Source organism: Archangium lipolyticum (assembly GCF_024623785.1).
GTDB classification, from domain to species: Bacteria; Myxococcota; Myxococcia; order Myxococcales; family Myxococcaceae; genus Archangium; species Archangium lipolyticum.
The window spans coordinates 339663-362440 of record NZ_JANKBZ010000004.1 but is presented as its reverse complement, the minus strand read 5'-3'; the positions used below and the strand labels follow the sequence as shown (position 1 = coordinate 362440).

Below are 22778 nucleotides of genomic sequence, written 5' to 3'. Positions count from 1 at the left end.
GCCACCATGCTACCCGTTCTTCCGGCTCGCGGCTCAATGCAGGCCCGTCTGCGTGGGCGCGGGGGGCATCGGATGTGTGCCGGGCCCCGCCAGCGGCAGCGCGATGTGGAAGGTGGTGCCCTTTCCGGGAGTGCTCTCCGCGTCCACCGCTCCCCCCATCGCCTCCACCAACTGGCGCACGATGTAGAGCCCCAATCCAAACCCACCGTACTTTCGCACTGGCACTGCGCGCTCGAACTTCTCGAAGATGCGCGCCAGGTCTTCCGGCGAGATGCCGATGCCGTGGTCCGTCACCTCCAGCAGCGCCAGGGTCCCACTGGAGCGCACGTGGAGCTCCACCGGTGACCCCGCCCCGTACTTCAACGCGTTGGACACCAGGTTGGTGACCACCTGCTCCAGCCGCGCGCGGTCCCACCGGCCCACCACCGCGTCATCTCCCCTCAGCTCCAGGTGTGTTCCCGTCCGCTGCGCCTCCTCCTGGAAGCGCTCCAAGGCCTCGCGCACCAGCCGCACCAGGTCCACATCGCCCAGGTCCAGCCGCAGCTGCCCCTCCGCCACCCGTGAGGCGTCCAGCAGGTCGTCCATCATCCGCGCCAGCTTCTGGAGGTGCCGCTGGGCCTTCTCCAGCCGCTCCACCTGCTCGGTGTCCTCCGGCCGCTGGGTCTGCCGCGCCCGCTTCAGCAGCGCGTGCAGTTGCAGGCTCAAGGAGGTGAGCGGCGTCTTCAGCTCGTGCGAGGCGACGCTCAGGAAGTCGTCGCGCACCCTCACCGCGCGCTCCGCCGCCAGGCGCGCCTCCTCCGCCTCCGCGAGCAGCTGCGCCCGCCAGCGTGCCTCGCGCTCCCGCTGGGAGACGTCCACCGCCAGCCCCAGGGTGCCCGCCAGCCGTCCGTCCGGATCCCTCAGCGGCGTCCAGTGCGTCTCGTACAGCAGCCCGGAGGTCAGCATCTCCACCGAGAAGAAGTCCTCCCCGGAGAGCGCCCGCCGCACGTGGGTCAGCACGGCCGGCTCGGCGCGGTAGACCTCGAACACGGACATGCCCACCACCTGCCCGGGCTTCCATCCCAGGGCCCCGAGCGCCTGACCCTCGGAGAGGGTGAAGACCCCATCGCGGTCCAGCGCGAAGAGCACCACGGGGGCGTGGGAGATGAGGGACTGGAGCCGGGTCTGCACCTGGGCGTGCGAACCGCTCTCCGCCCGCTTCCAGTCCGACAGGTCCACCACGAACGTCGCCACGCGGCCCTCGTCCAGGTTCGCCGAGCCCAGCAGCACCGGCACGCCGCCGCCATCCTTGCGCAGCAGCTCCCCCTCCATGGAGTGGAAGACACCCTCGGAGCGCAGCCGCCGCAGGGCCCCCTCCAGGGTGAGGCGTTGGCTCGGCGGCGTCAGGACGGTCCACGTGAGGCGCTCTTCTCTCAGGTCCCTGCGCGAGTAGCCCAGCATCCGCAGCAGGGTGGCGTTGGCGTCCAGCAGCCGGCCATGGCTGTTGCTGACGAACAACCCCATCAGGTCCGAGTCCCAGATGCGCCACGAGGTGCTCGCGCGCGTCAGCTCCGCCTCGCTCAGGTCGTGCTGATCCAGGAACTGCCCGAACCGTTGGCCGAGCGTGGTCGCGATGGCTTCGTCCTCCAGCTGGTTCTGCCGGGGCTCGTGGCTGAACAGCTCCAGCACCCCGTACACCCGGCCGCTGCCCACCACTGGGGCGAAGAGTCCTCCGCGCAGGCCTTGCTTCGCCGCCACGTCCGCGCGGAGGAAGCTCGCCTCCAGGGTCACGTCCTGGACCCACACCGGCTCCCGGCGGGACCACGTCTGGCCCGGCAGTCCCTCGGGGGGCGCGAAGGTGCGCCGCAGGGTGACATTCGCGAAGTTGGCCAGCTCGAAGGACGACGTCCACACGGTGGCCGGCACCAGCACCTCCTCCTCGCGCTCCAGCCGCCAGTAGGTGCCCATCGCCCAGCCCTCGGTCTCCCCGCAGACCTGGAGGAGGGAATGGGCCGCCTCCTCCTCGTCCGATGTCAGCGCGAGCACCTGCGTGAGCGCCGCGTCCAGCACGTTCAACCGCTTGCACAGCCGCAGTTGCCGCTCCAACTCCACCTGGGCTTCCAGATCGTGGAAGGAGACGACGAGCAACCCCTCGGCCCCGCTCCCGGGCCACGGGGAGAGCCGCACCTCCACCTCCCGGACGTCCCCATGGCGCCGCAGGGCGCGCACCCGCAGGAGCTGGCGGGTTGGGGGGGGCGCGGGTCTCCGACTCCAGGGAGGGACGTCCGGGCCCATCCGGGGCACCCCTGGCAGCCCGGCCGGAATCACCGTGGAGATCGGACGGCCGATCAGCTCCAGGCGAGACCAACCCAGCAGCTCCTTCAACCCCGCGTTGGAGTGGAGGATACAGGCCGAGCGGTCCACCGCCAGTAATGGGTCCCCCAAGGAGTCCAGCACGCGCCGCACGTCCATCTCCATGCCTGGATGCCTCCCGGGTCGTCGCCCCGCCGGGGACGGGCTCGCCGACGGTGGACTCCGGAAAAAGATAAGGACACCCCGCTCACGCGCCGGGCCGCCCGGTTCTTTTGTATAAGGGCGCGGCGCGGGCAGCGGTCGCTGCCCTGGTCATCGAAAGGCAGGACAGACACATGCGGAAGTTTCTCGTGGTGGCGGTGATGCTCGCCGTGGCGGGCTGTCAGCAGCAGGGTGGCCCCAAGGAAGGTGCCGGAGCCAACCCGCAGACGGACGAGCAGAAGACCTTCTACGCGCTCGGACTCTCCCTGGGCCGGCAGATCCAGGTGTTCGACATGACGCCCGAGGAGCTGGAGTACGTGAAGGCGGGCATCACGGCGTCCGTGCAGGGCAAGGAGCCCATCGTGGACATCCAGGCCTTCGGGCCGAAGCTGCCCGAGCTGGCTCGCACGCGCGCCACCGCCCGCGCGGAGAAGGAGAAGGTGAAGTCCAAGGCCTTCCTGGAAGAGGCCGCCAAGGAGCAGGGCGCGACGAAGACCGAGTCGGGCCTCATCTTCAAGTCGCTGCAGGAGGGCACCGGCGCGCAGCCCGGCCCCACCGACGTGGTGAAGGTGAACTACCGGGGCACCCTGCCCGACGGCAAGGAGTTCGACAGCTCGTACAAGCGCAATGAGCCGGCCCAGTTCCCGCTCAACGGTGTCATCAAGTGCTGGACCGAGGGTCTCCAGAAGATGAAGGCCGGCGGCAAGGCCAAGCTGGTGTGCCCGTCCGACCTCGCCTACGGCGATCGCGGCACCCCGGGCATCCCGGGCGGCTCCGCGCTCATCTTCGAGGTGGAGCTGCTCGAGGTGCAGAAGAACGAGCCGCCCCCGATGCCCGAAGGCGCTCCGGGCGCTCCGGGTGCCCCGGGCCAGCAGCAGGGTGGTCAGCCGCAGGGTGGCCAGCAGCAGGGCCAGCCCGCCAAGAAGTAGTCCCGCGGGCCAGGTCGTCCTTCACGGGCCATCCGGTTCCACCCCCCGCCGGGGCGGAGCGCCGGATGGCCCGTCGTCTTTCCTCCATTCGACGGCGAAGGCCCCTGGAAGGGGCGGTGGGGTCGCGCTACGCGAGGGCCCACGGGAGGAATCATGGGTCTACGGAAGATGTGGGGAGTCGCGGTGGTGGTGCTCGCCCTGTCTGGTTGTGCGACGAAGCAGGGCGCGGAGAAGGGGGCCTCGGAGGAGCGGCGCGAGGAGCTGGGCGGGCTGACGGAGACGCAGTTCCAGGAGCTGCACCAGCTCAAGTCCGAGGCCGCGCCGCCTCGCAAGGGGCAGATGATTCAAGTGGCGGGCGAGCGGGCCTATCTGAGCCTGCCGGAGAACGCCCGGGCGCCGGTGCCGGGCGTGCTCGTCATCCACGAGTTCTGGGGACTCAACGAGCACATCATGCACTGGGCGGACCGGCTGGCCGCGCAGGGCTACGCGGCGCTGGCGGTGGACCTGTACGGCGGCAAGGTGCTCACCACGCGCGAGGAGGCGATGGCCGCGATGAAGCAGGTGGACCCGAAGCGCGCGCGGGAGGTCCTCCAGGCGGCGCACCAGTTCCTGATGACCGACAGCCGGATACAGTCCAGCCGCACGGGCGTCATGGGCTGGTGCTTCGGCGGGGCGTGGTCGCTCCAGGCGGGCATGAGCATCCCGGAGCTGAGCGCGGTCGTCATGTACTACGGGCGCCCGGTGACGAACGTGGACGAGCTCAAGTCCATCAAGGCGCCACTGCTGGGCGTCTTCGGCACCCAGGACGCGTCCATCCCCAATGAGCTCGTGGAGGAGTTCGACAAGGCGCTGTCGGACGCCGGGGTGACCCACCGCATCCTGAAGTACGACGCGCCCCACGCCTTCGCGAACCCCTCCTCGCCGGACCGGTACAACCCCGAGGCCGCGGCCGCCGCCTGGGAGCAGGTGAAGGGCTTCCTCGCCGAGCACCTGAAGCCGTGAGCCCGCGCGTGGGTCAGTACGGCTTCTGCCCCACGACATTGCCCGGCGGCGCGTAGTTGCACACCCAGAGCTGCCACTTGGGGAACTGCGCGCCGAAGGGCGAATTCTTCGTGCAGGTGACCGTCGCGCACCCCACCTGCGTCGTGTTGCGCCACACCACCTGCGTGTAGTGGCCGCACATCTTGCCCGGCGCGCACTTGTTGCTCGCGTACGTGTAGTCCGCCGCCTCCGACACCCAGTCCCTCACCGCTTCCTTGTTCGTCTTCGAACCCGGCGGCGCCGCGGCGGCCAGGTTCTCCCCGTGCCTGCCCCGGTTCGGGTTGTGCTGGAACTTGCACTGGCTCGCCCACGCCCGCGCCACCTTCGCCGCGTCCTCCGACCAGATCAGCGGGGGCAGCTCGGGCTTCGGCGCCGGCTTCGCGCTCGCCCTCGCCTCGTTGTGCGCTGACACCATGTCCGCCGCCAACTGGGCGTTCGTGCCGCTGTTCTTCCCGGTCTTCGTGGCCGCTTCGCTGCTCCCGCTCCCCACCCCTCCCGCCGCCAGGCAGGTCAGCGACAGGGCGAGCAGGCGGAACTTGCTCGTGTTCATGGTTGGCTCCTCTTGCTCCCAACTCTTCGATACGGGTTCGATTCGTGGCAAGGATGCGACCCGAGGCTCTCGATACCCTCACCCTTACCCTCTCCCGGAGGGAGAGGGGATATAGACACGGAGATGACCGTGGATACTCCTCATGACCCTCTCGCCGGCCTCCGCCCGGCCGCCGATTCCCGCGACCCCCGCGCCTCCTCCCTCCTGCGCCCCTTCGAGCCCGGTGTCCCGCTCCGCGACCGCACCGTCGTCCTCGGTCTGCCCTATGACGGCGGCATTCCGTCTCGTCCCGGTGCCCGCTTCGGCCCCAAGGCCCTCCGCGAGGCCCTCTCCTCCTATGGCTCCTTCGATGGGCAGCGCGAGCTCGCCGACATCGTGGACATGGGAGACCTCGCGCTCGCCTCCATGAACGCCTCCAAGGCCCATGCCCGCATCGAGGAGGCCTCCCGGAATCTCTTCTCCACCGGCGCCCGCCCGTTCTTCGTCGGCGGCGACCATGGCATCACCGGCTCTCTTCTTCGCGGGCTCGCCGCCGCTCGTCCGGGTTTGCGTCTCGCGCTCGTCACGCTCGATGCCCACCTGGATGTCCGCGAGTATGATGACGCCGCCTCGCTCTCCAGCGGCACGCCCTTCCGCCGCGCCCTGGAGACCTCCATCCTCACCGGCTCGCGCACCGCGATGCTCGGCATCCGCCGCTTCGCCAACTCCCGGTACTACCTCTCCTGGGTCCGCGAGCAGGGCGTCCACGTCTACTCCGTCGAGGACGTGGCCGAGCGCGGTGCCGCCGCCATCGCGCGCGAGGCCCTGTCCCAGGTCATGCGCGACGCGGATGCCCTCTACCTCAGCGTCGACATCGACGCCGCCGATGCCGCCGTGGCCCCGGGTGTCAGCGCCGTGGGCGTGGGAGGTCTGTCCTCGCGCGAGATGATCGACATCATCCGCACCGTGTCCGCCGACCCGCGGCTCATCGGCGCGGACCTGATGGAGCTGTCTCCGCCCCACGACGAGAACCAGCGCACCGCCAAGCTCGCCGCCCGCCTGTTGTTGGAGGTGCTCTCGGCGCGGGGCTGAGGCCCGCTGGAGCTCGGGGCTTCACTCCTTCAAGTGGGAGAGGGGGCCCGAGCCGTCGTCACCGAAGCTGCTCACGTTCACGCCCACGGATTGCAGCATCGAGATGAACAGGTTGGCGACCGGCTTGCCCCCGTAGCGCACGTGCCGTCCTGGAGTCACCGTGCCCCCGCCCCGCCCCGCGAGCAGCACCGGCATGTCCGAGTGCCCGTGCGAGTTGCCGTCCGCCACCTCGCTGCCGAAGTACACCAGCGCGTTGTCCAGCAGCGTCGCGTCTCCCTCCTGCACGGACTTCATCCGCTGCAACAGGTAGGAGAACTGCTCCATCTCCCACCGGTCGATCTTCGCCAGCGCCGCGTGGTTCTCCGGGACGTGTTGGTGGTGCGAGTACGTGTGGTGCCCGCTCGTCAGTCCGAGGAAGTCGTACACCCGGTCGCTGCGCCCGTTGCCCAGCATGAAGGTCGCCACCCGGGTCAGGTCGCACTGGAAGGCGAGCACCATCAGGTCGCACATCACCTTCGTCTTCTCGCGCACGTCCTCCGTGTTCCCGGGCCGGGGGCCCTTGGAGCACGTGGGGGCCTGCTGGTCGAGCGCCGCCACGCGCAGCTCCAGCTCGCGCACGCTGGTGAAGTACTCGTCCAGCTTCCGCCGGTCCCTCGTCCCCAGCTTCTGCTTCAGGCCCTGGGCGTCCTCGCGCACGAAGTCCAGGATGCTCTGCTCGTAGGCCTTGCGCTTCTCGATCTGCGCCCGGGTGGCGTCCGGGTCGAAGCCCGCGAAGAGCCGGTCGAACACCGAGCGCGGGTTCGTGTCCTTGGCCACGGGCGAGGTGGGCGCGGCCCAGGCGATGTTGCGCGCGTACGCGCAGCTGAAGCTGGCGTCGCACGAGCCCGTTCCATCGCCTCCATCGTTGCCCAGCTCCAGCGAGGGCAGGCGCGTGTAGGGCCGCAGGGCCCTGGCGGCGAGCTGGTCCATGGAGACGCCGGCGCGCACGTCCTCCTCCTCGTCCGTTTTGTGGATCTTCACGCACGAGAGGAAGGCGCCCGTGCCGGCCGCGTGGTGGCCGAACTGGTCCGGCCGCCCCGGCTCGTGCGACAGCCCGGAGAGCACCAGCACGTCGTCCTTCACCGGTGCCAGGGGTTGCAGCGTGGGCGACAACGTCCAGTCGCGCCCCGTGCCCTTCGGTGTCCAGTTGGGCATGTAGATGCCGCAGGGCACATAGAAGACGGCCAGGCGGCGGGGCGCGGCTCCGGGCCCGGCCGCCCGCGCCACCGAGGGCACCATCTGCTCCAGCACGGGCAGCGCCATCAGCGTGCCCATGCCCCGGAGCAACGTCCGCCGTGACAGCTTGAAGTCCTTCATGGCGCTCCCCCCTCGTTCGTGCCCTCCGCCTCACCGCGCCGCCAGGTGAAGGCCTCGCTCTGGGTGATGGCGAGGATGAGGTCCGACAATCTGCCCCCGCGTGCCTCGGCCTGCTTGGAGACGTCTCGCAGCGTGCAGGCGTCCGCGTTCACCGGCCCGCGCCCCAGTCCGTAGGCGAGCAGGTGCTGGGCGATGCAGATGTCCAACTCCGGGTCCGCCTTGAGGATGGCGCGCAGCTCCACGCCGTCCTTGAAGTGGACGTCTCCGGGCAGATCGCCGCTCGGGTCCACCTCGGCGCCGCTCACCTCTTCCTTCAGCCGCCACGCGCCCACCACGTTGAAGTTCTCCATTCCGTAGCCGATGGGATCCATCAGCGTGTGGCACCCAGCGCACGTCGGGTCGCTGCGGTGCCGCGCCATGCGCTGCTTGATGCTCATCTTCGGATCCACCGCGGGCGGCAGGCCCTCCACGTTGGGAGGTGGGGGCGGCGGTGCCTCGCACATGAGCTGTTCCAGCACCCAGAGCCCGCGCTTCACGGGTGAGGTCCGGTCCGGATGCGAGGTGACGGCGAGGATGGAGCCCTGGCCCAGCAGACCCGAGCGCTCCGGGTGTCCGGCGAGGCTCACGCGCCGCATCTCCTGGGTGCCCGGCCCGGGAAGGCCGTAGTGCTGGGCGAGCCGGTCATTCACATAGGTGAAGTCCGCGTCCATCAGGTCGCGCGCGGGGCGGTTGCCGAGGAGGAACTCGCGGAAGACGAGCCGGGTCTCCTGGCGCATGGCCTCGCGCAGCCCGTCGTCGAACGGGTAGAGGAGTGGATCCGGGTGGAAGGAGTCGAGCGCGCGCGTGTACAGCCATTGCCCGGCGAAGTTGTCCACCAGCGCCTCCGCCTTCGGATCCGCCAGCATCCGGCGCACCTGCCGCTCCAGTTGCTCCGGTGTGTGCAGCGTGCCCGTGCCGGCCGCCGCCAGGAGCGCCTCGTCTGGCATGCTGCTCCACAGGAAGTAGGAGAGCCGGCTGGCCAGCTCGTAGTCGTTGAGTCGGTGCGGCTCCGTCGAGGCGGGGTTGGGATCCAGCTCCACGCGGTAGAGGAAGTGCGGCGAGAGGAGCACCGCTCGCAGCGCCAGCTTCATGCCCGCGTCGAAGCTGTCCCCGTGCTCGCTGGCCAGCGAGAGGAAGCCCATGAGCCGGTCCACCTCGGTGGAGGTGACGGGTCGGCGCCAGGCTCGGCGGGTGAAGCGCTCCAATATCTGTCGTCCGCAGGGGAGCGGGTCCGCCGGGTCCGGCGCGCAGACTCGCACCAATGGCGGGTCGCGGGTGGCATCCTGCTTCCAGGTGGCCTCCACCAGCTTCTCCGCCGCGGCCGAGTACTTCTCCATCAGCAGTGGCCCGAGGCTGAGCACGTCCGCGTTGTTGTCGAAGCCGTAGCCGTGGTCGTCCGCGGGAAAGTCTCGCGCCGGGCGCGTGGTGTCCCCGAGCAGATCCCTCACGGTGTTGTCGTACTCGGCGCGGTTGAGCCGGTGCAGGGTGACGCGGCCGGGGTCTCTCGGCCCCTGGCACTCCGGGGGCGTCTGATCCGTCTGGGAGTCCGCGGGGTTGGGGGGCTCCTCGTTGGCGCGCGGTTCTTTCCGGGTACAGCTGGCGAGCAACAGTGCGCAGGCCGTGCCTGCCAGCGCCATTCGCCAGCCGCGTGAGTCCACCTTGTTCACGTCGGACCTCCTCCTCACGGGGGCTCGGGCGGGGTCCGGAGCAAGTTTTCAACCAATCCGTTTCTCGTTGGACTGAATACGGAGCGCTCCGATGGGAGGACGAGCTGGTGTCGGGGACCTTTCGGATGCGTGGGAAGGTGCACGGCATGGGAGGGATGCCGTGTGTCCCGGGTGCGGTATGCCACGCGTCACGGTGGGGAATGCGCGTGCGTGGTCCGTCGCGGCGTAGACTGATGCTGCTGCCCCTCCTGTGGCGGCGAAAGGGAGGGGAGATGCCGGACCGGCTCATGCATCGACTGGGATGGTTGCTTGCTGGCTGTCTGCTGCTCGGAGCCTGTGCGAGCACGCCTGTCCGAGGTGTTCCGAGTCACTACGCCCAGGATTCACTGAGTGCCCGGTGCAGGGTGAATCCCGTCTACTGCGCCACCGCGACGGGAAGGGAGGTCGCCACCGAACCGGTGCAGACGGTGGGCACGGTCGTGGCTTCCGCGGGCGTGGTGGCATCTGCTCAGGGCGATGTGACGCAAAGCTCCATCCAGAGCGCGTTGGAACAATGCGCGGACCTGGCTCGCACGGAGGTACTGCTGAGTCACACGGGGACCTTCGAGGGGCCGGTGCCCAACGCGGGAGAGTGCAACAAGATGACCGTGGACACGAAGGGGAGGAGCGTGACGTGGGCCATGCGGCTCGGGCTGGAGATGCACGAGGTGGCCATGAAGTGCGCCGAGGTGAAGCTGAGGGAAATGGGCCTGAAGTTCAGCTTCAAGCAGCGCTACCGGTTCAAAAGGGAGACGGGAGAGAAGTCGCTCGTCAGTCCTTCGGAGAAGGAGGCGCTGCTGCGTCAGGGAGGCGAGGCGCTGAAGGGAACGTTGGAACCCGATGTGGTCATCCACACCGGAGACCCGCTCCAGGTGCGGGCCGTCTATGACTTCAAGTTCCGTTGTGTGAACTTCGATGAGCGGCCCAGATGGAGGACGTATCCTCCGGGACACCGTTATGCGGGTAGATCGCAGGGCGATATCTATAAGGAGGCCTTCGGACCCGAGGTCGAGCTCATCGGCCCTCGAAAAGGAGCCTTCTGGTGAGTGAGCGTTACCCGAGAATCCGCCTCCGTACAGAGTCCCGCGGATACTGGATATATGAGGGCTTGCGGCTGGACTTCTACATGCGCCGGCCACACACGCAGATGGCGCGGGCGGTGATGCGCTCGATGGACACCTACCTGGACGCGGTAGGGATGGAGAATCTTGGCTTTTATGTAGACGATGAAGGCGATGATCAGGTTCTCGATGAGGCAGGCTGGGCGCTCAACCGGCGCAATCTGTTGGAGGACCCCTGGCCTCGCGTCATCCTGGAAGACGTCAGAACGGGCGGTCCGGAGAGGTTCCACTTCGAATACTACGGCAGGCACCTCGACAACCCCGAGTGGAGGGGGGCGAAGGAGCACGCCTGCGTGGCGTCGTTCTGGTTGCCCACGGAGTACCTGGAGGAGCAGGGACCCGAGCGGGTGCGAGCACTGGCGCTGGAGCTGGCGGCCCCTCTGCCTTTCTGCTCCGGTAACGGGGGCATGGCCTTCCTGGGTCCGAACGATGTGGTGGGGGTAACGAAGGAGATCCAGGACCTGTGCTTCCGCTACCCGGGCATGGATCTCCCCGACGTGGCGCTCTACTCGTACAACATCGGCACGCGGGTGCGCGGCCCCTCGTGGCTGACGTTCCTGGGCCAGCCGGTGTTGGGAGAGCTGGGCGGCGCGGCGGCATTGCGCGCGCGGCTGCGCTCACCGGGCACCATGGTGCAGGAGTTGGACGGCGACCGGGTGCTGGTGACGCTCGGGGAGTGGCCGGACGCGGGTGATACCGAGCAGGGCCGTACGCTGCCCGCCTACCGCGAGCTGGCGCGCGTGCTGGAGCCCTGGTTCTACGAGGGGCCCCTCCCCGAGAGCCGATTCCGCCCGGAGGACAGGCGCCGCTGGGAGCGCCGGTTCCTCGACTGACCTCCGCTCCGTCTTCAGCGCTCCAACTGGAGGACGAAGGTGTTGGAGCCCGGGCCCGGAGCCAGCGGGCCGGTGCCGAGGTCCACCGGGTCCCGGAAGGTGCCCACGAGGGTCGCCTCTCCCTGGCGTGTCACGGAGAGGTCCTGTGGCAGTGTCCCGGTGGAGGGGTAGCCGTGGAACCACTGGAGCTTCCCCGTGGGGCGTTGGAGCCGCAGCACGTACAGGTTGGTCGCGCCCGGGTAGCCCTCGAGCCCTCCGAGTCCGAGGCCGAAGTCCTCGCATCCCGTGTAGCGGCCGGCCACCACCACGCCCTGGCCCTGGTCCACCGCCACCAGTCCCCAGGTGCTGCCGAGCAGGTAGCCCCAGCGCTCCTTCCCCTCGCGCTCGTAGGCGAGCACCAGGCCACGGGTCGCGGGCGCGGAGAACGTCTGCTGACGGAAGGCGAAGCTCCCCGTGAAGTGGCCGGACACCACCACCTGGCCGCCCCGGGCCGCCACGCTCATGGCCAGTCCCGATGCTCCCTGGAGCCGCCGCGTCCACTGGTGCCTGCCCTCGGAGGTGATGCGGGTGAGGAAGGGCGTGGGGAACGGAGAGGGGGGGAGGAACTGGCCGCCCGCCAGGTAGAGGTCTCCCGCCTCATCCTGCGCGAGGTCCATCGGAACGCCGCGCGCGGAGTCGACGTAGACCCAGCGCAACCCGCCCTCGGGTCCATACTGGACGAGATAGGCATTGCCATTGCCCGTGACCGGCCCCTGGCCGAAGTCCACCTGTCCCGACAGGACGCCCGAGAGGGTGATGTCGCCCCACGTGTTCACGGCCAGCTCCGTGGCGCTGATGGGCAGGGCTCGGGCCTGGCGCGGATGTCCCTCCGGATCCAACCGCGCGAGGAACGCGCCAGCCGGCAGCGGTCCTCCTCCAAGGTCCAATCCGCCGCTCTGCTGGCCCGTGAGGAAGAGGTTCCCGTGCCTGTCGGCCGTGAGCGCCTGGGCTCGCACGTAGGGCCTCACCCCGGTGCGCGCGGGAGCCTCGAGCAAGCGGACCCACAGCAACTCGCCGCGTGGCGAGTACTTCGACACGACGAGGACGTATGCCCCCGAGGGCGTGCCCAGGGGGCCGTGTCCGAAGTCGATGGGCGTGAGGTGATTGCTCACGGTGATGACGTTGTCCTGCCGGTCGTGCGTGACGGCTACCGGAACGTCGCTCCCTCCCTCGCTCCGTACCGTGCGCACCCACTGCGTCTCACCCCCGGGGGAGTGCTGCCTGCCGGTCCTCGGGCCCTCACGGCACTCCGTGTTGGGGTCTTCGTGCCCACCGTCCGGACCGCAGGCCGTGAGCACGGACACCACGAAGACGAGACACAGACGCCCGCATGCCCGCTTGCCGCCTCCAACCATGACTGCCTCCATCCGGCCTGCGCCGGCTCCCGTCGGGCCTGGGTGGGGGTTGCCCGCCGAGGTCTCAACAGTGAAGGCAGACGCAGGTGTAAAGCTCCTGCCCGGGTGTACGGTGCTCACGTCGGACCCTGAACAGCCCTCCGCGACTGGTGGTTTCCGGACTCGGGGGACCTGCTCTCCTGTCGGTCCCGCTCCGACCGGCCCGGAGACGGGATGACACGGGGGAGGTGCCGCGTGACGGATGCCGAGTGCCTGGAGTTGCTGCGGTGGGCCGCGCCTCGCCTGGGCCTGCGCTACGAGGGGTTCCGCCGCGTGCGCGGGCAGGTGTGCAAGCGCGTCGGCCGGCGGATGAAGGCGCTCGGAGTGCCGGGGCTGGCCGCCTACCTCGAGCGGTTGGAGGGGGACGCGGCCGAGCGCGCCGTGCTCGATGCGTTGTGCCGCGTCACCATCTCCCGCTTCTACCGGGACCAGGGTGTCTTCGACGCGCTGCGCGAGCCGCTGCTCCCCGAGGTGCTGGAGGCCGAGCGGGCCCGGGGCGGCTCCCTGCTGCGCGTGTGGAGCGCCGGGTGTGCCTCGGGCGAGGAGCCCTACACCGTCGCCGTCCTCTTCCGGCTGGGCCTGTGGCCGCGCTTCCCCGACTTCCGCCTGGAGCTGGTGGCCACCGACGCGGACGCCTCGCTCCTGGAGCGTGCGCGTCAGGGCTGCTACCGGCGCGCCACGCTGCGGGAGCTGCCCTCCGGGTGGGTGGACCGGGCCTTCACGCCCCGGGAGGAGTTGCTGTGCCTGCGGCCCGAGTACCGCGAGGGGCTCGACTTCCGCCTGGAGGACCTGCGCCAGCGCATGCCCGAGGGCCCCTTCCACCTGGTGCTCTGCCGCAATGTGGCCTTCACCTACTTCGCGCCGCCCGTGCAGCGCGAGGTGCTGGCGCGCCTCCTGGAGCGGTTGGAGCCCGGGGGGCTGCTCGCCATTGGCGCCCACGAGTCCCTCCCCGAGGGGGCCACGGGCCTCGCCCGCGCCGCCGGGGCGCTCCCCTTGTTCCGCCGTGAGGCCCCGCCGGCTTGACGCGCCACGACTTGCTGGAAGGCAACAGGTCCGTTAAAGCCGAATCCTCTTATTTTCTCTGCTTTTGGGAATATCGAGGCAGGAATCGAGGCAGGAGGGGATACGCGCCTATGCGGAAGGTACTCGGAGCAGTCGCGGCGATGATGCTGTGGGGTTGCGGTGGGCAGGGCAGCGAGCCGACGCGCACGGACGAAGAGCTGAAGGCCGCGGACGGGCTGGAGCTGACGCAGGAGGCCGGGGTGGTGTCTGGCCGCTACGTGCAGGGGGGCCTCGAGGTGGGCTTCTCCTCGCGTTCGGTGGAGGAGGGCGTCTACCGCATCGAGCTGCGGCAGAACGGCATGACGCTGACGGGCCTGGTGGACGCGGCCAACGGCGTGTCATCGCTGGACGGGTTCGCGGAGGAGAGCGGCCTGGACACGCAGATGCTGGACGGGGACCGGGAGCTGCTGACGGGCCTGTACGCGGCGCTCAACGCGCAGCTGCCGGCCAGTGACGCGGCGTCGCCCGAGGCGAAGTACCTGCGGCGCGCGGTGGGCCTGTGGGCCGAGCACCCGGGCACCGTGGAGCTGCAGCGCACGGTGATGGGCGAGCAGGGGCGCGGCTACACGATGCTGTGCAGCTACGCGAAGTGCAACGGCAGCTACACGGGCAGCTGCGGTGGCAGCTTCAACTGGTACTCGTACGCGAAGCACGACTGCCAGCATGGCGGCTTCGACGCCACCATCAACCAGCAGATCGCCCAGCTGGGCAACCACGCCACGTGCAGCGGTGACGAGTACTACCTGAGCGGCGGCTCCTGGGTGTGCGGCGAGCCGGACCACTGGAGCCGTCCGAAGGTGCAGGGCATCTGCTTCGGCCGCTGCGGCGGGGGTTGCGGAGGCGACACCCAGTACACGTTGGACGCCACCAACCACGACGGCTGCGTGCGCAACGGCCACGCGCTGGCGAGCGCCTACTGCGACGACCAGTTCGCCTCCGCGAGCGACGACGAGCTGTACGCGCCCAACTGCTACTGATGACACGCTTCGTGCTGATGAGGGCGGTGCCGCGCGCCGCGGTGTGGCTGGGCCTGCTGGCCGCCCTCGCCTGTAGACCCTCGGAGACGGGGAAGACCGAGGCCGCGCGGGCCACGGTGCGGCGCTTCTTCGAGGCGCTGCCGGCGGGGGACTGCGCGGTGCTCGGCCCGTTGCTGGTGGGCAAGGGGCCGGACACCTGCCGGGCGACGGTGGACGAGCTGAACGAGCACGGCGTCTCCCTGGTGGAGGTGCTGGACGCGAAGGTGGACGGGCGGGACTCGAGCGCGGTGATGGTGCGCGCGCGGGTGGCGAGGAACGGGCGGGTCCGCGAGCAGCCGATGCTCCTACGGGTGGAGGAGTACCCGGAGGGCTGGAAGCTGCGCCTGTGAGTGAAGGCGCGGTGGGCCCCTGTTGGGAGAGAATGGACGCGCGATGAACAACCGTTCCCGATGGGTTCCACCGCTTGCCGCGGGTCTGCTGCTGGGGACCGCGCTGGCGCTGCGCTTCCTCTGGCCCGTGCCGGAAGCCACCGGCACCTCGAAGCGGAAGGCTCCGCCCGTGGAGGTGTCCAAGGCGCCCGAGCCCGCGCGCGTGTCGCCCATCACGGGGCCAGCGAAGCCCGAGCCGGTGAAGCCCGAGGCGCCCGAGCAGGCAGCGGAGGGGCTCCGGGCGACGGTGGTGCCGATCGGACCCGGGGATGTGGTGCCGGAGCCGGAGGTGGAGAATCCGCTGCCGCAGGAGAACGATCCAATCGAGCCGGAGAAGCCGCAGACGGCGGCATGGCGGCACGAGAAGATGGTGCGCATCACGGAGCTGTTGGGGCGGGACGTGGAGCGGCTGGAGCAGGAGCGCGCGGCGGCGCGGACGCGAGGGGACGAAGCGGAGGCGAGGAGGCTGGAGGTGCAACTCACCCGCCACCGGGCGAGGCTGGGAAAGCTGAGAGAAGAAACAGTGGCGTTGGAGGAAGCAGCGCGAAAAGAGGAGCAGGCGCGGGTCCAGTGAGCGCGACAACCCCTCTCCCTTCGGGAGAGGGACGGGGTGAGGGTATCGGATGAACCCGGGTTGCGATCACCCTCTCCCTCTGGGAGAGGGCTGGGGTGAGGGTCTTCACGGAGTCACCGTCCCCCTTCTCACACTGTTGACGCTGTGCGCCTGCGCACCCACCACTCCAGCGTCTCCGGCTCCATCCACCCAGGAGTCCCCCATCGTGGGAGGAACCGCGGCGCCGGATGACGCGGCGGTGGTGGCGTTGCTGTCGCGCCGAGCGCGCTGCACGGGAGAACCGCTGACGCTGCTGTGCACGGGGGCGCTGATCGCGCCGGACGTGGTGCTGACGGCGGCGCACTGCCTGGACATCTTCGGGACGGAGGGAGCGTACGAAATCTTCCTGGGCACCCAGCTCCTGCCCGAGCCCGAGCCGCGAGGCCAGTTCGCCCGGGTGGCGAGGGCGGTGAGACACTGGGACTACGACGCGGCCACACATACCTTCGACGCGGCGCTGCTGCGTCTCGCGAAACCCCTGGATGCGCGACCGTTCCCCCTGCCCGAGCCCGGGTGGGGCGAGCTGGAGACCGGCCAGGAAGCGCGAGTGGTGGGCTTCGGCGACACGAAGGACGCGAACGCACCCTCGGGCCAGCGGAGACAGGGCACCCTGCGGGTGACCTCCGTGGAGCCGGGAGCGTTCCACGCAGGGCCCTCGCCGGCGATGAGCTGCGTGGGAGACAGCGGAGGGCCGGTGCTGGTGCGTGGCTCGGACGGGCGCGAGGTGCTCGTGGGCCTCACGGCGAGCGGGGACGTGGCGTGCCGGAAGGACGCCTTCAACGTCCGGGTGGACGCGCTGCTCGAGTCCTTCATCCACCCCTTCCTCGCCGAGAGCCTCCCGCCTCCGGGCCCGGTGCTGGCGCCCGACACCCTCTGCACGGACGCGTGCACACGGGACGCCGAGTGTCCCTCGGGTCTCACCTGCGTCCCCGTGACGGAGGACGGACCGGGCCGATGCCTCCAGCCCGCGCTCCGGGAAGGCGACTATGGAGCTCTCTGCACCGAGGATGCCCACTGTGGAGCGGGGAGCGTGTGCGCGCGCCTGGAGCCCGAGGGGGAAGAGGCGTGCCGGTGCTTCACCCCATGCGGACGGACACAGCCGACCGCGCCGGAGGAGGCGCGGGGCTGTACGGGAGCGCCAGGCCCAGGGGCGCTGGCGTGGCTCGTGTGGGGCGTGTGGCTCAGCCGCCGTGGAGGGGCAGGCGCTTGCGCGGGCCACCGCTGTGGGTGATGTCCATCTCGCTGGGGGCCTTCTTGCGGCCCTGCACGGGCGAGCCGCGCTTGCTGCGAGCTTCCTGGCGCTGCTTGGCCTCGTTGCGAGGATTCTTGGGCCGCTCCTCGCGGCGGTAGGCGGCGGCGGCCTCGGTGGCGACCGTCTTGCGGCGTGTCCCGTGGCGGTACTGTGCGGCGGCCTCGTCTGGAATCGTCTTGCGGCGCGAGGTGGAGCTTCCGGTCTCCGGGATGGGCAGCTTGAGGCTCTGGGCCGTCTTGCCCTCGCCGGGAGGACGGCGGCGGCTGACGGACCGCTCGGTGGTGCGGGTGCGGCCGACGATGCTTCGGCTCTTCTTGAGGGCGTGGGCGCTCTTGCCGGCGGGAACGTCGCCGGTGTCCGAGGCCATCACCGTCATGGTCGTGCCCTTCGCCTTGGCGCGTTTGGCGCGCAACTGCTTGGTCTTCTCTGGCATGGGACCTCCCCAGCGTGAGGTAGGGATGGCCGGCCCGATTGACCAGGGGGGCCGGTCCATCTCTGTCGGATGGATGGGAATGGGGGTTGGGGCGTGAGCGCTACACGAGGTTGCCGCGCTTCGCCTTGCGCCGGGTGAGGGTCTTCTTTCCGGGCTTCACCTCGGTGGTGGCGGGCCCGAGTCCGACGGGCTCCGTCATGGCGGGGCCGGGCGTGGCCTTGCGCATCAGCTTCTGGCGGCGCAGGGCCGCGGCCTGGTCTCGCGGCACGGTCTTGCGTCCCTTGCTGAGCCCCTGGGCCTGCCGGTTGGGCTGCGTCTCGTCGACGCTCGTCACCCGCCTCTTGTTCTTGGTACCTGCTTCCCGCGTCCTGACCGCCATGTGTTGGCCTCCTGACTCGGAGGTAAGGACGCCCGGGCGGTTTTTCCATCCCCCCGCTCGCTCGGGTGCCGGTCTCGCGCGGCTCAGGGCTCCAGCGTGCCCGAGGCGCGTGGACAGTCCGCCATGATGGCCTGGGCCTGGGCGTCTCCGCTCTCGGCGGCACCGCGCGCGCGCCACAGCGAGGTCGAGCACTTGAAGGCCGAGGGGGGTGTCTTCGCGTGGCAGCAGCGCCACCCGTCCAGCCGCTTGAGGTAGGTGACGGCCTCGCGCCGGGTGGGCATGACGATGAACCACACCGCGCCGAGCACCATCACCAGCCAGAAGACCTGCCAGCCCAGGCCGCGCTGCCAGCGCTTGGACAGCAGCGCCACGGCCTCGGGCTGCACCTTCAGGAGGCGGTCGAGATACCGCCGCTGGAGGAAGGGGGAGATGGCCAGGTCCACCGGCACCACGAAGGCCCGGCCGAGCCCCCGCGCCACGCCCGGCGCGCTCCCATCCGCCACCAGCCGCAGGCCCACCAGGCCCCGCCAGAGCGTCCACCCGCTCAGCCCGCTCGCCAGCGACAGCAGGAGCCACGTCACCACGCCGGCCACCACGAGCGAGCCCCCCGTGCGCTCCACGTCCACCATGCGCAGGACTCCCCAGCCCACCCATGCCGAGGTGGCCAGGTCCAGCACGTCCGCGAACCACAGCCGCCACAGGTACCGCGTGTCGGCCGGTTCCACTTCCGAGGAGAACAGCGCGTCACTCATTTCGGTCCCAGCATAGACCGCCCATCGCGCCTGTCCCCGTTTTGTTGCCGGGCTCACCCGCCGTTGCGTTTGATGTGCATCTGACTGGGGGGCTTCTTGCGCCCGCGCACGGGGGCCACCGTCCGGGGAATCTTCGGCAGGTGGAGTTCCGCGGCCGGGCCCAGCCGGGCCCGGGCCAGCAGCCGCTCGCGCTTCAGCGCCGGGAGCTCGTCCTGAAAGGGAATGGGCCGACCTTTGCTGGCCTGCTGGCCGGACTGTGCCGCGTGCACGTCCGCCTGACGCAGGTTCTTGATACCCACTGTGTCCGTTCGAACCGCCATGTGCTCTCCTTCCTTGCCTCGTGAGGAATGAGTGCGCACGGCGGTGCCGTCATCCCCAGGGGGAGCGGACGGAGGCCCCGGACGGTTGCCCGGGCCTCAGGAGTCGCGGCGCTTGCCGCCGCCCAGCATCTCTGGCGGGAACAGCCAGCCGTCCTCACGGGCCTGGCGAACCTCGCGGACCGGGGCGCGGCGGGACTTCTCGTGCTTCTCCTGGGCCTTTTCCCCGTGCGCGGCCTTCACGTCCCGGCCCGAGGCATCCGGCAGGGCCTTGAGCGGCGGCAGGTTCGTCTTCCGGCAGTTGCGGCACCAGGACTGCGGCCGGCGCTCGCCCCGGATGATGCGCGTGCCGAAGTCCCGCTGCGTCGGCCCCACGTGTCCACAGCGCGGGCAGCGCGACAGCGCCGTCTTGCCCACTTCCTTCGCGAGCTGCCGCCCCTGCTGCACCGCCAGCGCCAGCGCCGTGACGAAGCCCGGTTTGGGCGCCGCTTTCTTCTTGCGGGCCCGCTTCTTGTCTCCGGTTCCGTTCAGGCCAGGCACCAGGTACGCCCCGTCGAGAAGATTGCCCTGCTCCAGGACTCGCAACGCGCCGTTGGTGGTCGAATGGCTCACGGCACCACTGATACTAGAGGGGTCTGACATTCCTTGCTGATCGCCCAGGTCGCCCGCTCGCTCTCCAGGCGTTCCACCCCCGCCCCGGTCTCCACCGCCCGCCCTCCGATCAGCCCATCTCCCCTCCCGCCAGGGCATGTCCACCTTTCAGGAGACGACACCGAGGAGCGCGAAATGGCTGATATTCCAGAGGAAACCCCCCTGAGCCGGAGCGAGAAGCGGCACCTGTCCCGTGTCGGCTCTACCTACGCCGCCTTCATCAAACACCTGTGCGAGGTAGGGAAGTTGGAACCCGGGGTGGCGGAATGTGCGGCGGTGTCGGTCGTCAATGCCCTGCTGCACCGCATCCAGCCCGGCGAGGCGAAGGACCTGAAGGCGCAGTTGCCGCGCAAGCTGGTGGAGTTCCTGCCCCAGGAGGGTGAGGACAAGCCGGTGCGCGCTTTTGGCAAGAACCGGGACGACTTCCTGAGGGTGGTGGCGGAGGACCTGCGCAAGGACGTGTCCGAGGTGGAGCCCCTGGTGCGCGCCGTCTTCCAGGGGCTGCGCGAGCACATCTCGGAGGGCGAGGCCGAGGACGTCGAGAGCAACCTGTCGCCCGACCTGCGGGACCTCTGGCGCCGCACGCAGTAGGCCGGGTTGTGTCAGGCGATGGTCTCCGAGAGGGCCCGGGGCGGGATTTGGTGTCGCCTCCTCTCGATTGTTTGTGTACCTGGAAAGCATGAGCCCTCCAGGGACTCGCAGCCAGGCAAGAGAGCGGAGGGGCTTCGGCCCGCCTTCAACAATGCCCCACACCATCGACTTCGAGACGCTCTTCGACCGCTCGCCCAATCCCTACATGGTGTTGGACCGGGAGCTGCGGTACGTCGCGGCCAACGAGGCCTACCTGCGGGTGACCGCGAGCCGGGCCGAGGACATCCTGGGGCGGAGCGTCTTCGAGGCGTTCCCCCATGATCCGAACGACCCCAACAACAGCAGCGCGCGCCAGCTGCGGGAGTCGTTCGAGCGGGTCCTGAAGGGGCGCGTACCGGACACCCTGGCGCTGATCCCCTATCGGGTCCCCCGCCAGACCCCCGGGGGCGTGGTCGTCGAGGACCGCTACTGGAGTGCCACCCATACGCCGCTCCTCGATGACCGGGGCGAGGTGGCCTTCATCCTCCAGCACACCGTGGACGTGACGGAGCTGCAACGGCTCAAGCAGGCCGTGAGGGCCGCGGAGCTCGCCCGGGAGGAGGCCCCTCCCATGGAACAGATGGAGGCGGGGGTCCTTCAGCGCGCGCGGCTCGTCCAGGAGGCCAACAGGAACCTCGACGCCGAGCGCCGTCATCTCCGCCGGCTGTTCGAACAGGCGCCCGGGTTCGTGGCCTTCCTCCGGGGCCGGGAGCATGTCTTCGAACTGGTCAACCCCTCCTACTACCAGCTCGTCGGCCATCGGGAGCTCCTGGGCAAGCCGGCTCGGGAAGCCCTTCCCGAAGTCGAGGGGCAGGGCTTCTTCGAAATGCTCGACCAGGTGTTCACGACGGGCGAGCCGATCGTCGGCCGGGGACAGCGGCTCCTCGTGCAGCGGGAGCCGGGCTCGACGCTCACGGCGGCGTATGTCGATTTCGTGTACCAGCCCATCATCGAACCGGATGGGACGATCTCGGGCATCTTCGCTCAGGGGAACGACGTCACCGCGCAGAAGCGCGCCCAGGACGAGCTGCTCAAATACCGCGAGCACCTCGAGGAGCTGGTCCGCGAGCGCACCCGCGCCCTCGAGGAGAGCGAGGCCGAGCGGCGGCAGACCGAGGCCGCGCTGCGGCAGGCCCAGAAGATGGAGGCGGTGGGCAAGCTCACGGGCGGGGTGGCGCACGACTTCAACAACCTGCTGCAGGTCATCGGCGGCAATCTCCAGCTCCTGCAGCGGGAGATCTCCGGGAGCGAGCAGGCGCAGCGGCGCCTGCAGACCGCCGTCGGCGCCGTCGAGCGCGGTGCCAGACTCGCCTCCCAGCTGCTCGCGTTCGCGCGGCGGCAGCCGCTCGAGCCCATGGCCCTCAACGTGGGGCGGCTGGTGCGTGCCATGGACGACCTGCTGCGGCGCGCCCTGGGCGAGGACATCGCGCTCGAGACGGTCATCGCCGGGGGCCTCTGGAACACGTTCGCCGATCCCAACCAGCTCGAGAACGTCATCCTGAACCTGGCCATCAACGCCCGCGACGCGATGGAGGGCGAGGGCAAGCTGACCATCGAGGCCGGCAACGCCATGCTCGACGACCACTACGCCCAGCTCCACTCGGAGGTCACCCCCGGCCAGTACGTGATGCTGGCGGTCTCCGACACCGGCTGTGGCATGTCGCCGGAGATCATGGAGCGGGTCTTCGAGCCCTTCTTCACGACCAAGCCCGAGGGCCAAGGCACGGGGCTGGGGCTGAGCATGGTGTACGGCTTCGTCAAGCAGACCGGCGGCCACATCAAGATCTACAGCGAGGTCGGACACGGGACGACCATCAAGATCTACCTGCCGCGCTCGTTCCAGGCGGAGGTGCAGCGCACCGAGGTCGTCTCGGGCCCCATCGAGGGGGGGAACGAGACCATCCTGGTGGTCGAGGACGACGCCGAGGTGCGTGCCACGGTGGTGGAGCTGCTGAGCGAGCTCGGCTACCGCGTGCTCAAGGCCACCGACGGGCAGAGCGCCCTGGCGGTCATCCAGAGCGGCGTGCCGGTGGACCTGCTGTTCACCGACGTGGTGATGCCCGGCCCGGTGCGCAGCCCGGAGCTCGCCAGGCAGGCCAAGGCGCTCCTGCCGGACCTCGAGGTGCTCTTCACGTCGGGCTACACGGAGAACGCCATCGTCCACGGCGGCCGGTTGGATCCCGGTGTCAGCCTGTTGAGCAAGCCCTATCGCCGGGAGGACCTGGCCCGGAAGCTCCGCCAGCTGCTGCGCAACCGCCAGCAGCGGATGGCCGCGCGGACGGCGCCCACGCCCGCGCCCGCGCCCGCGCCCGCACCCAAGGAACTGCGCATCCTCCTCGTGGAAGATGACGAGTCCATCCGCTCCTCCGTCTGCGAGCTGTTGGATGTCCTCGGGCACCGCGTGCTCGCCGTGCCGAGCGCGGAGGAGGCCCAGAAGGTGCTCGCCTCCGGCGGCATCGACGTGCTGTTCACGGACGTGAGCCTGCCCGGCATGTCGGGGGTGGAGCTGGCCCGCGAGGCCGTCCGCCAGCGGCCCGGTCTCCAGGTCATCATCGCCTCCGGCTACGGCGGCGCGGCGGGCAACACGGTGCCGGGCGCCGTGCTGCTGCCGAAGCCCTATGAGCTCTCCCAGCTCGAGAGCGTGCTGGACCGGATGATGGACGCCCTCGCGGGACGGCCTTCCAACGGGTGACGGGCGGGGCCGCTGGGGGA

22 protein-coding genes are annotated in these 22778 nt (G+C 70.0%); 12 read left to right on the top strand and 10 right to left on the bottom strand.

Annotated elements, in window-relative coordinates:
• Positions 1-33 precede the first annotated feature (33 nt).
• On the bottom strand, positions 34-2457 hold the full coding sequence (locus tag NR810_RS11755; protein WP_257451449.1) for an ATP-binding protein: 2424 nt from the start codon (positions 2455-2457) through the stop codon (positions 34-36).
• A 170-nt stretch (positions 2458-2627) separates the two neighbouring features.
• Here NR810_RS11755 and NR810_RS11750 point away from each other — a divergent pair, with 170 nt between their 5' ends.
• Together NR810_RS11750 and NR810_RS11745 are read left to right on the top strand one after the other, a co-directional pair.
• Positions 2628-3422 carry an FKBP-type peptidyl-prolyl cis-trans isomerase gene (locus tag NR810_RS11750; protein ID WP_257451447.1) on the top strand — a complete coding sequence of 265 codons (795 nt, stop codon included), beginning with the start codon at positions 2628-2630 and terminating at the stop codon, positions 3420-3422.
• 153 nt (positions 3423-3575) lie between these two features.
• Positions 3576-4424, top strand: a complete 849-nt coding sequence (locus tag NR810_RS11745; RefSeq protein ID WP_257451445.1) for a dienelactone hydrolase family protein — start codon at positions 3576-3578, stop codon at positions 4422-4424.
• Positions 4425-4437: 13 nt separating this feature from the next.
• On the opposite strand, the gene NR810_RS11740 is transcribed toward NR810_RS11745, so the two are convergent.
• Entirely contained in the window at positions 4438-5013 is a 576-nt protein-coding gene (locus NR810_RS11740) for a CAP domain-containing protein (RefSeq protein ID WP_257451444.1), read from the bottom strand.
• Positions 5014-5142: 129 nt separating this feature from the next.
• Here NR810_RS11740 and NR810_RS11735 point away from each other — a divergent pair, with 129 nt between their 5' ends.
• Positions 5143-6084 (top strand): agmatinase family protein, encoded by a 942-nt coding sequence (locus NR810_RS11735; RefSeq protein ID WP_257451437.1) that lies wholly within the window; start codon positions 5143-5145, stop codon positions 6082-6084.
• Positions 6085-6105: 21 nt separating this feature from the next.
• Here the strand turns inward: NR810_RS11735 and NR810_RS11730 are convergent, their stop codons facing one another.
• Together NR810_RS11730 and NR810_RS11725 are read right to left on the bottom strand one after the other, a co-directional pair.
• Positions 6106-7440 (bottom strand): DUF1552 domain-containing protein, encoded by a 1335-nt coding sequence (locus tag NR810_RS11730; RefSeq protein ID WP_257451435.1) that lies wholly within the window; start codon positions 7438-7440, stop codon positions 6106-6108.
• Positions 7437-9146, bottom strand: coding sequence for a DUF1592 domain-containing protein (locus NR810_RS11725; protein ID WP_257451434.1), 1710 nt, complete (start codon positions 9144-9146; stop codon positions 7437-7439). Before NR810_RS11725 ends, NR810_RS11730 begins: the two co-directional genes overlap by 4 nt.
• A 287-nt stretch (positions 9147-9433) precedes the next feature.
• On the opposite strand from NR810_RS11725, the gene NR810_RS11720 reads away from it, so the two are divergent.
• Positions 9434-10231: a hypothetical protein gene (locus NR810_RS11720; RefSeq protein WP_257451432.1), complete on the top strand. Its 798-nt coding sequence runs from the start codon at positions 9434-9436 to the stop codon at positions 10229-10231.
• A 62-nt stretch (positions 10232-10293) separates the two neighbouring features.
• Positions 10294-11139 carry a DUF3396 domain-containing protein gene (locus NR810_RS11715; RefSeq protein ID WP_257451430.1) on the top strand — a complete coding sequence of 282 codons (846 nt, stop codon included), beginning with the start codon at positions 10294-10296 and terminating at the stop codon, positions 11137-11139.
• 14 nt (positions 11140-11153) lie between these two features.
• Here NR810_RS11715 and NR810_RS11710 read toward each other — a convergent pair whose 3' ends face one another.
• The gene (locus tag NR810_RS11710; RefSeq protein WP_257451429.1) at positions 11154-12533 is read right to left on the bottom strand and encodes a hypothetical protein; all 1380 of its coding nucleotides are present in this window, start codon (positions 12531-12533) and stop codon (positions 11154-11156) included.
• 234 nt (positions 12534-12767) lie between these two features.
• Between NR810_RS11710 and NR810_RS11705 the strand changes: the two genes are divergently transcribed.
• From NR810_RS11705 to NR810_RS11685, 5 genes are all read left to right on the top strand, one after another.
• Positions 12768-13595 carry a CheR family methyltransferase gene (locus NR810_RS11705; protein ID WP_257451428.1) on the top strand — a complete coding sequence of 276 codons (828 nt, stop codon included), beginning with the start codon at positions 12768-12770 and terminating at the stop codon, positions 13593-13595.
• A gap of 110 nt (positions 13596-13705) precedes the next feature.
• On the top strand, positions 13706-14611 hold the full coding sequence (locus tag NR810_RS11700) for a hypothetical protein (protein ID WP_257451427.1): 906 nt from the start codon (positions 13706-13708) through the stop codon (positions 14609-14611).
• The gene (locus NR810_RS11695) at positions 14611-15000 is read left to right on the top strand and encodes a hypothetical protein (protein ID WP_257451425.1); all 390 of its coding nucleotides are present in this window, start codon (positions 14611-14613) and stop codon (positions 14998-15000) included. The genes NR810_RS11700 and NR810_RS11695 overlap by 1 nt, the downstream gene beginning before the upstream one ends.
• A 43-nt stretch (positions 15001-15043) precedes the next feature.
• Positions 15044-15613 (top strand): hypothetical protein, encoded by a 570-nt coding sequence (locus NR810_RS11690; RefSeq protein WP_257451423.1) that lies wholly within the window; start codon positions 15044-15046, stop codon positions 15611-15613.
• 205 nt (positions 15614-15818) lie between these two features.
• Positions 15819-16883, top strand: a complete 1065-nt coding sequence (locus NR810_RS11685) for a S1 family peptidase (protein ID WP_257451421.1) — start codon at positions 15819-15821, stop codon at positions 16881-16883.
• Here the strand turns inward: NR810_RS11685 and NR810_RS11680 are convergent.
• From NR810_RS11680 to NR810_RS11660, 5 genes are all read right to left on the bottom strand, one after another.
• Positions 16834-17337, bottom strand: coding sequence for a hypothetical protein (locus NR810_RS11680; RefSeq protein WP_257451419.1), 504 nt, complete (start codon positions 17335-17337; stop codon positions 16834-16836). The genes NR810_RS11685 and NR810_RS11680 overlap by 50 nt on opposite strands.
• A 100-nt stretch (positions 17338-17437) precedes the next feature.
• The gene (locus NR810_RS11675) at positions 17438-17716 is read right to left on the bottom strand and encodes a hypothetical protein (RefSeq protein ID WP_257451417.1); all 279 of its coding nucleotides are present in this window, start codon (positions 17714-17716) and stop codon (positions 17438-17440) included.
• 83 nt (positions 17717-17799) lie between these two features.
• Entirely contained in the window at positions 17800-18468 is a 669-nt protein-coding gene (locus NR810_RS11670; protein ID WP_257451415.1) for a hypothetical protein, read from the bottom strand.
• A gap of 53 nt (positions 18469-18521) precedes the next feature.
• Positions 18522-18788 (bottom strand): hypothetical protein, encoded by a 267-nt coding sequence (locus NR810_RS11665; RefSeq protein WP_257451413.1) that lies wholly within the window; start codon positions 18786-18788, stop codon positions 18522-18524.
• A 96-nt stretch (positions 18789-18884) separates the two neighbouring features.
• Positions 18885-19397, bottom strand: a complete 513-nt coding sequence (locus NR810_RS11660) for a hypothetical protein (RefSeq protein ID WP_257451411.1) — start codon at positions 19395-19397, stop codon at positions 18885-18887.
• 174 nt (positions 19398-19571) lie between these two features.
• Between NR810_RS11660 and NR810_RS11655 the strand changes: the two genes are divergently transcribed.
• Both NR810_RS11655 and NR810_RS11650 read left to right on the top strand, forming a co-directional pair.
• Positions 19572-20027, top strand: a complete 456-nt coding sequence (locus NR810_RS11655) for a DUF2267 domain-containing protein (protein WP_257451409.1) — start codon at positions 19572-19574, stop codon at positions 20025-20027.
• 151 nt (positions 20028-20178) lie between these two features.
• Complete coding sequence (locus tag NR810_RS11650) at positions 20179-22758, top strand: response regulator (protein WP_257451406.1); 2580 nt, start codon at positions 20179-20181, stop codon at positions 22756-22758.
• The last annotated feature ends 20 nt before the right edge of the window (positions 22759-22778 follow it).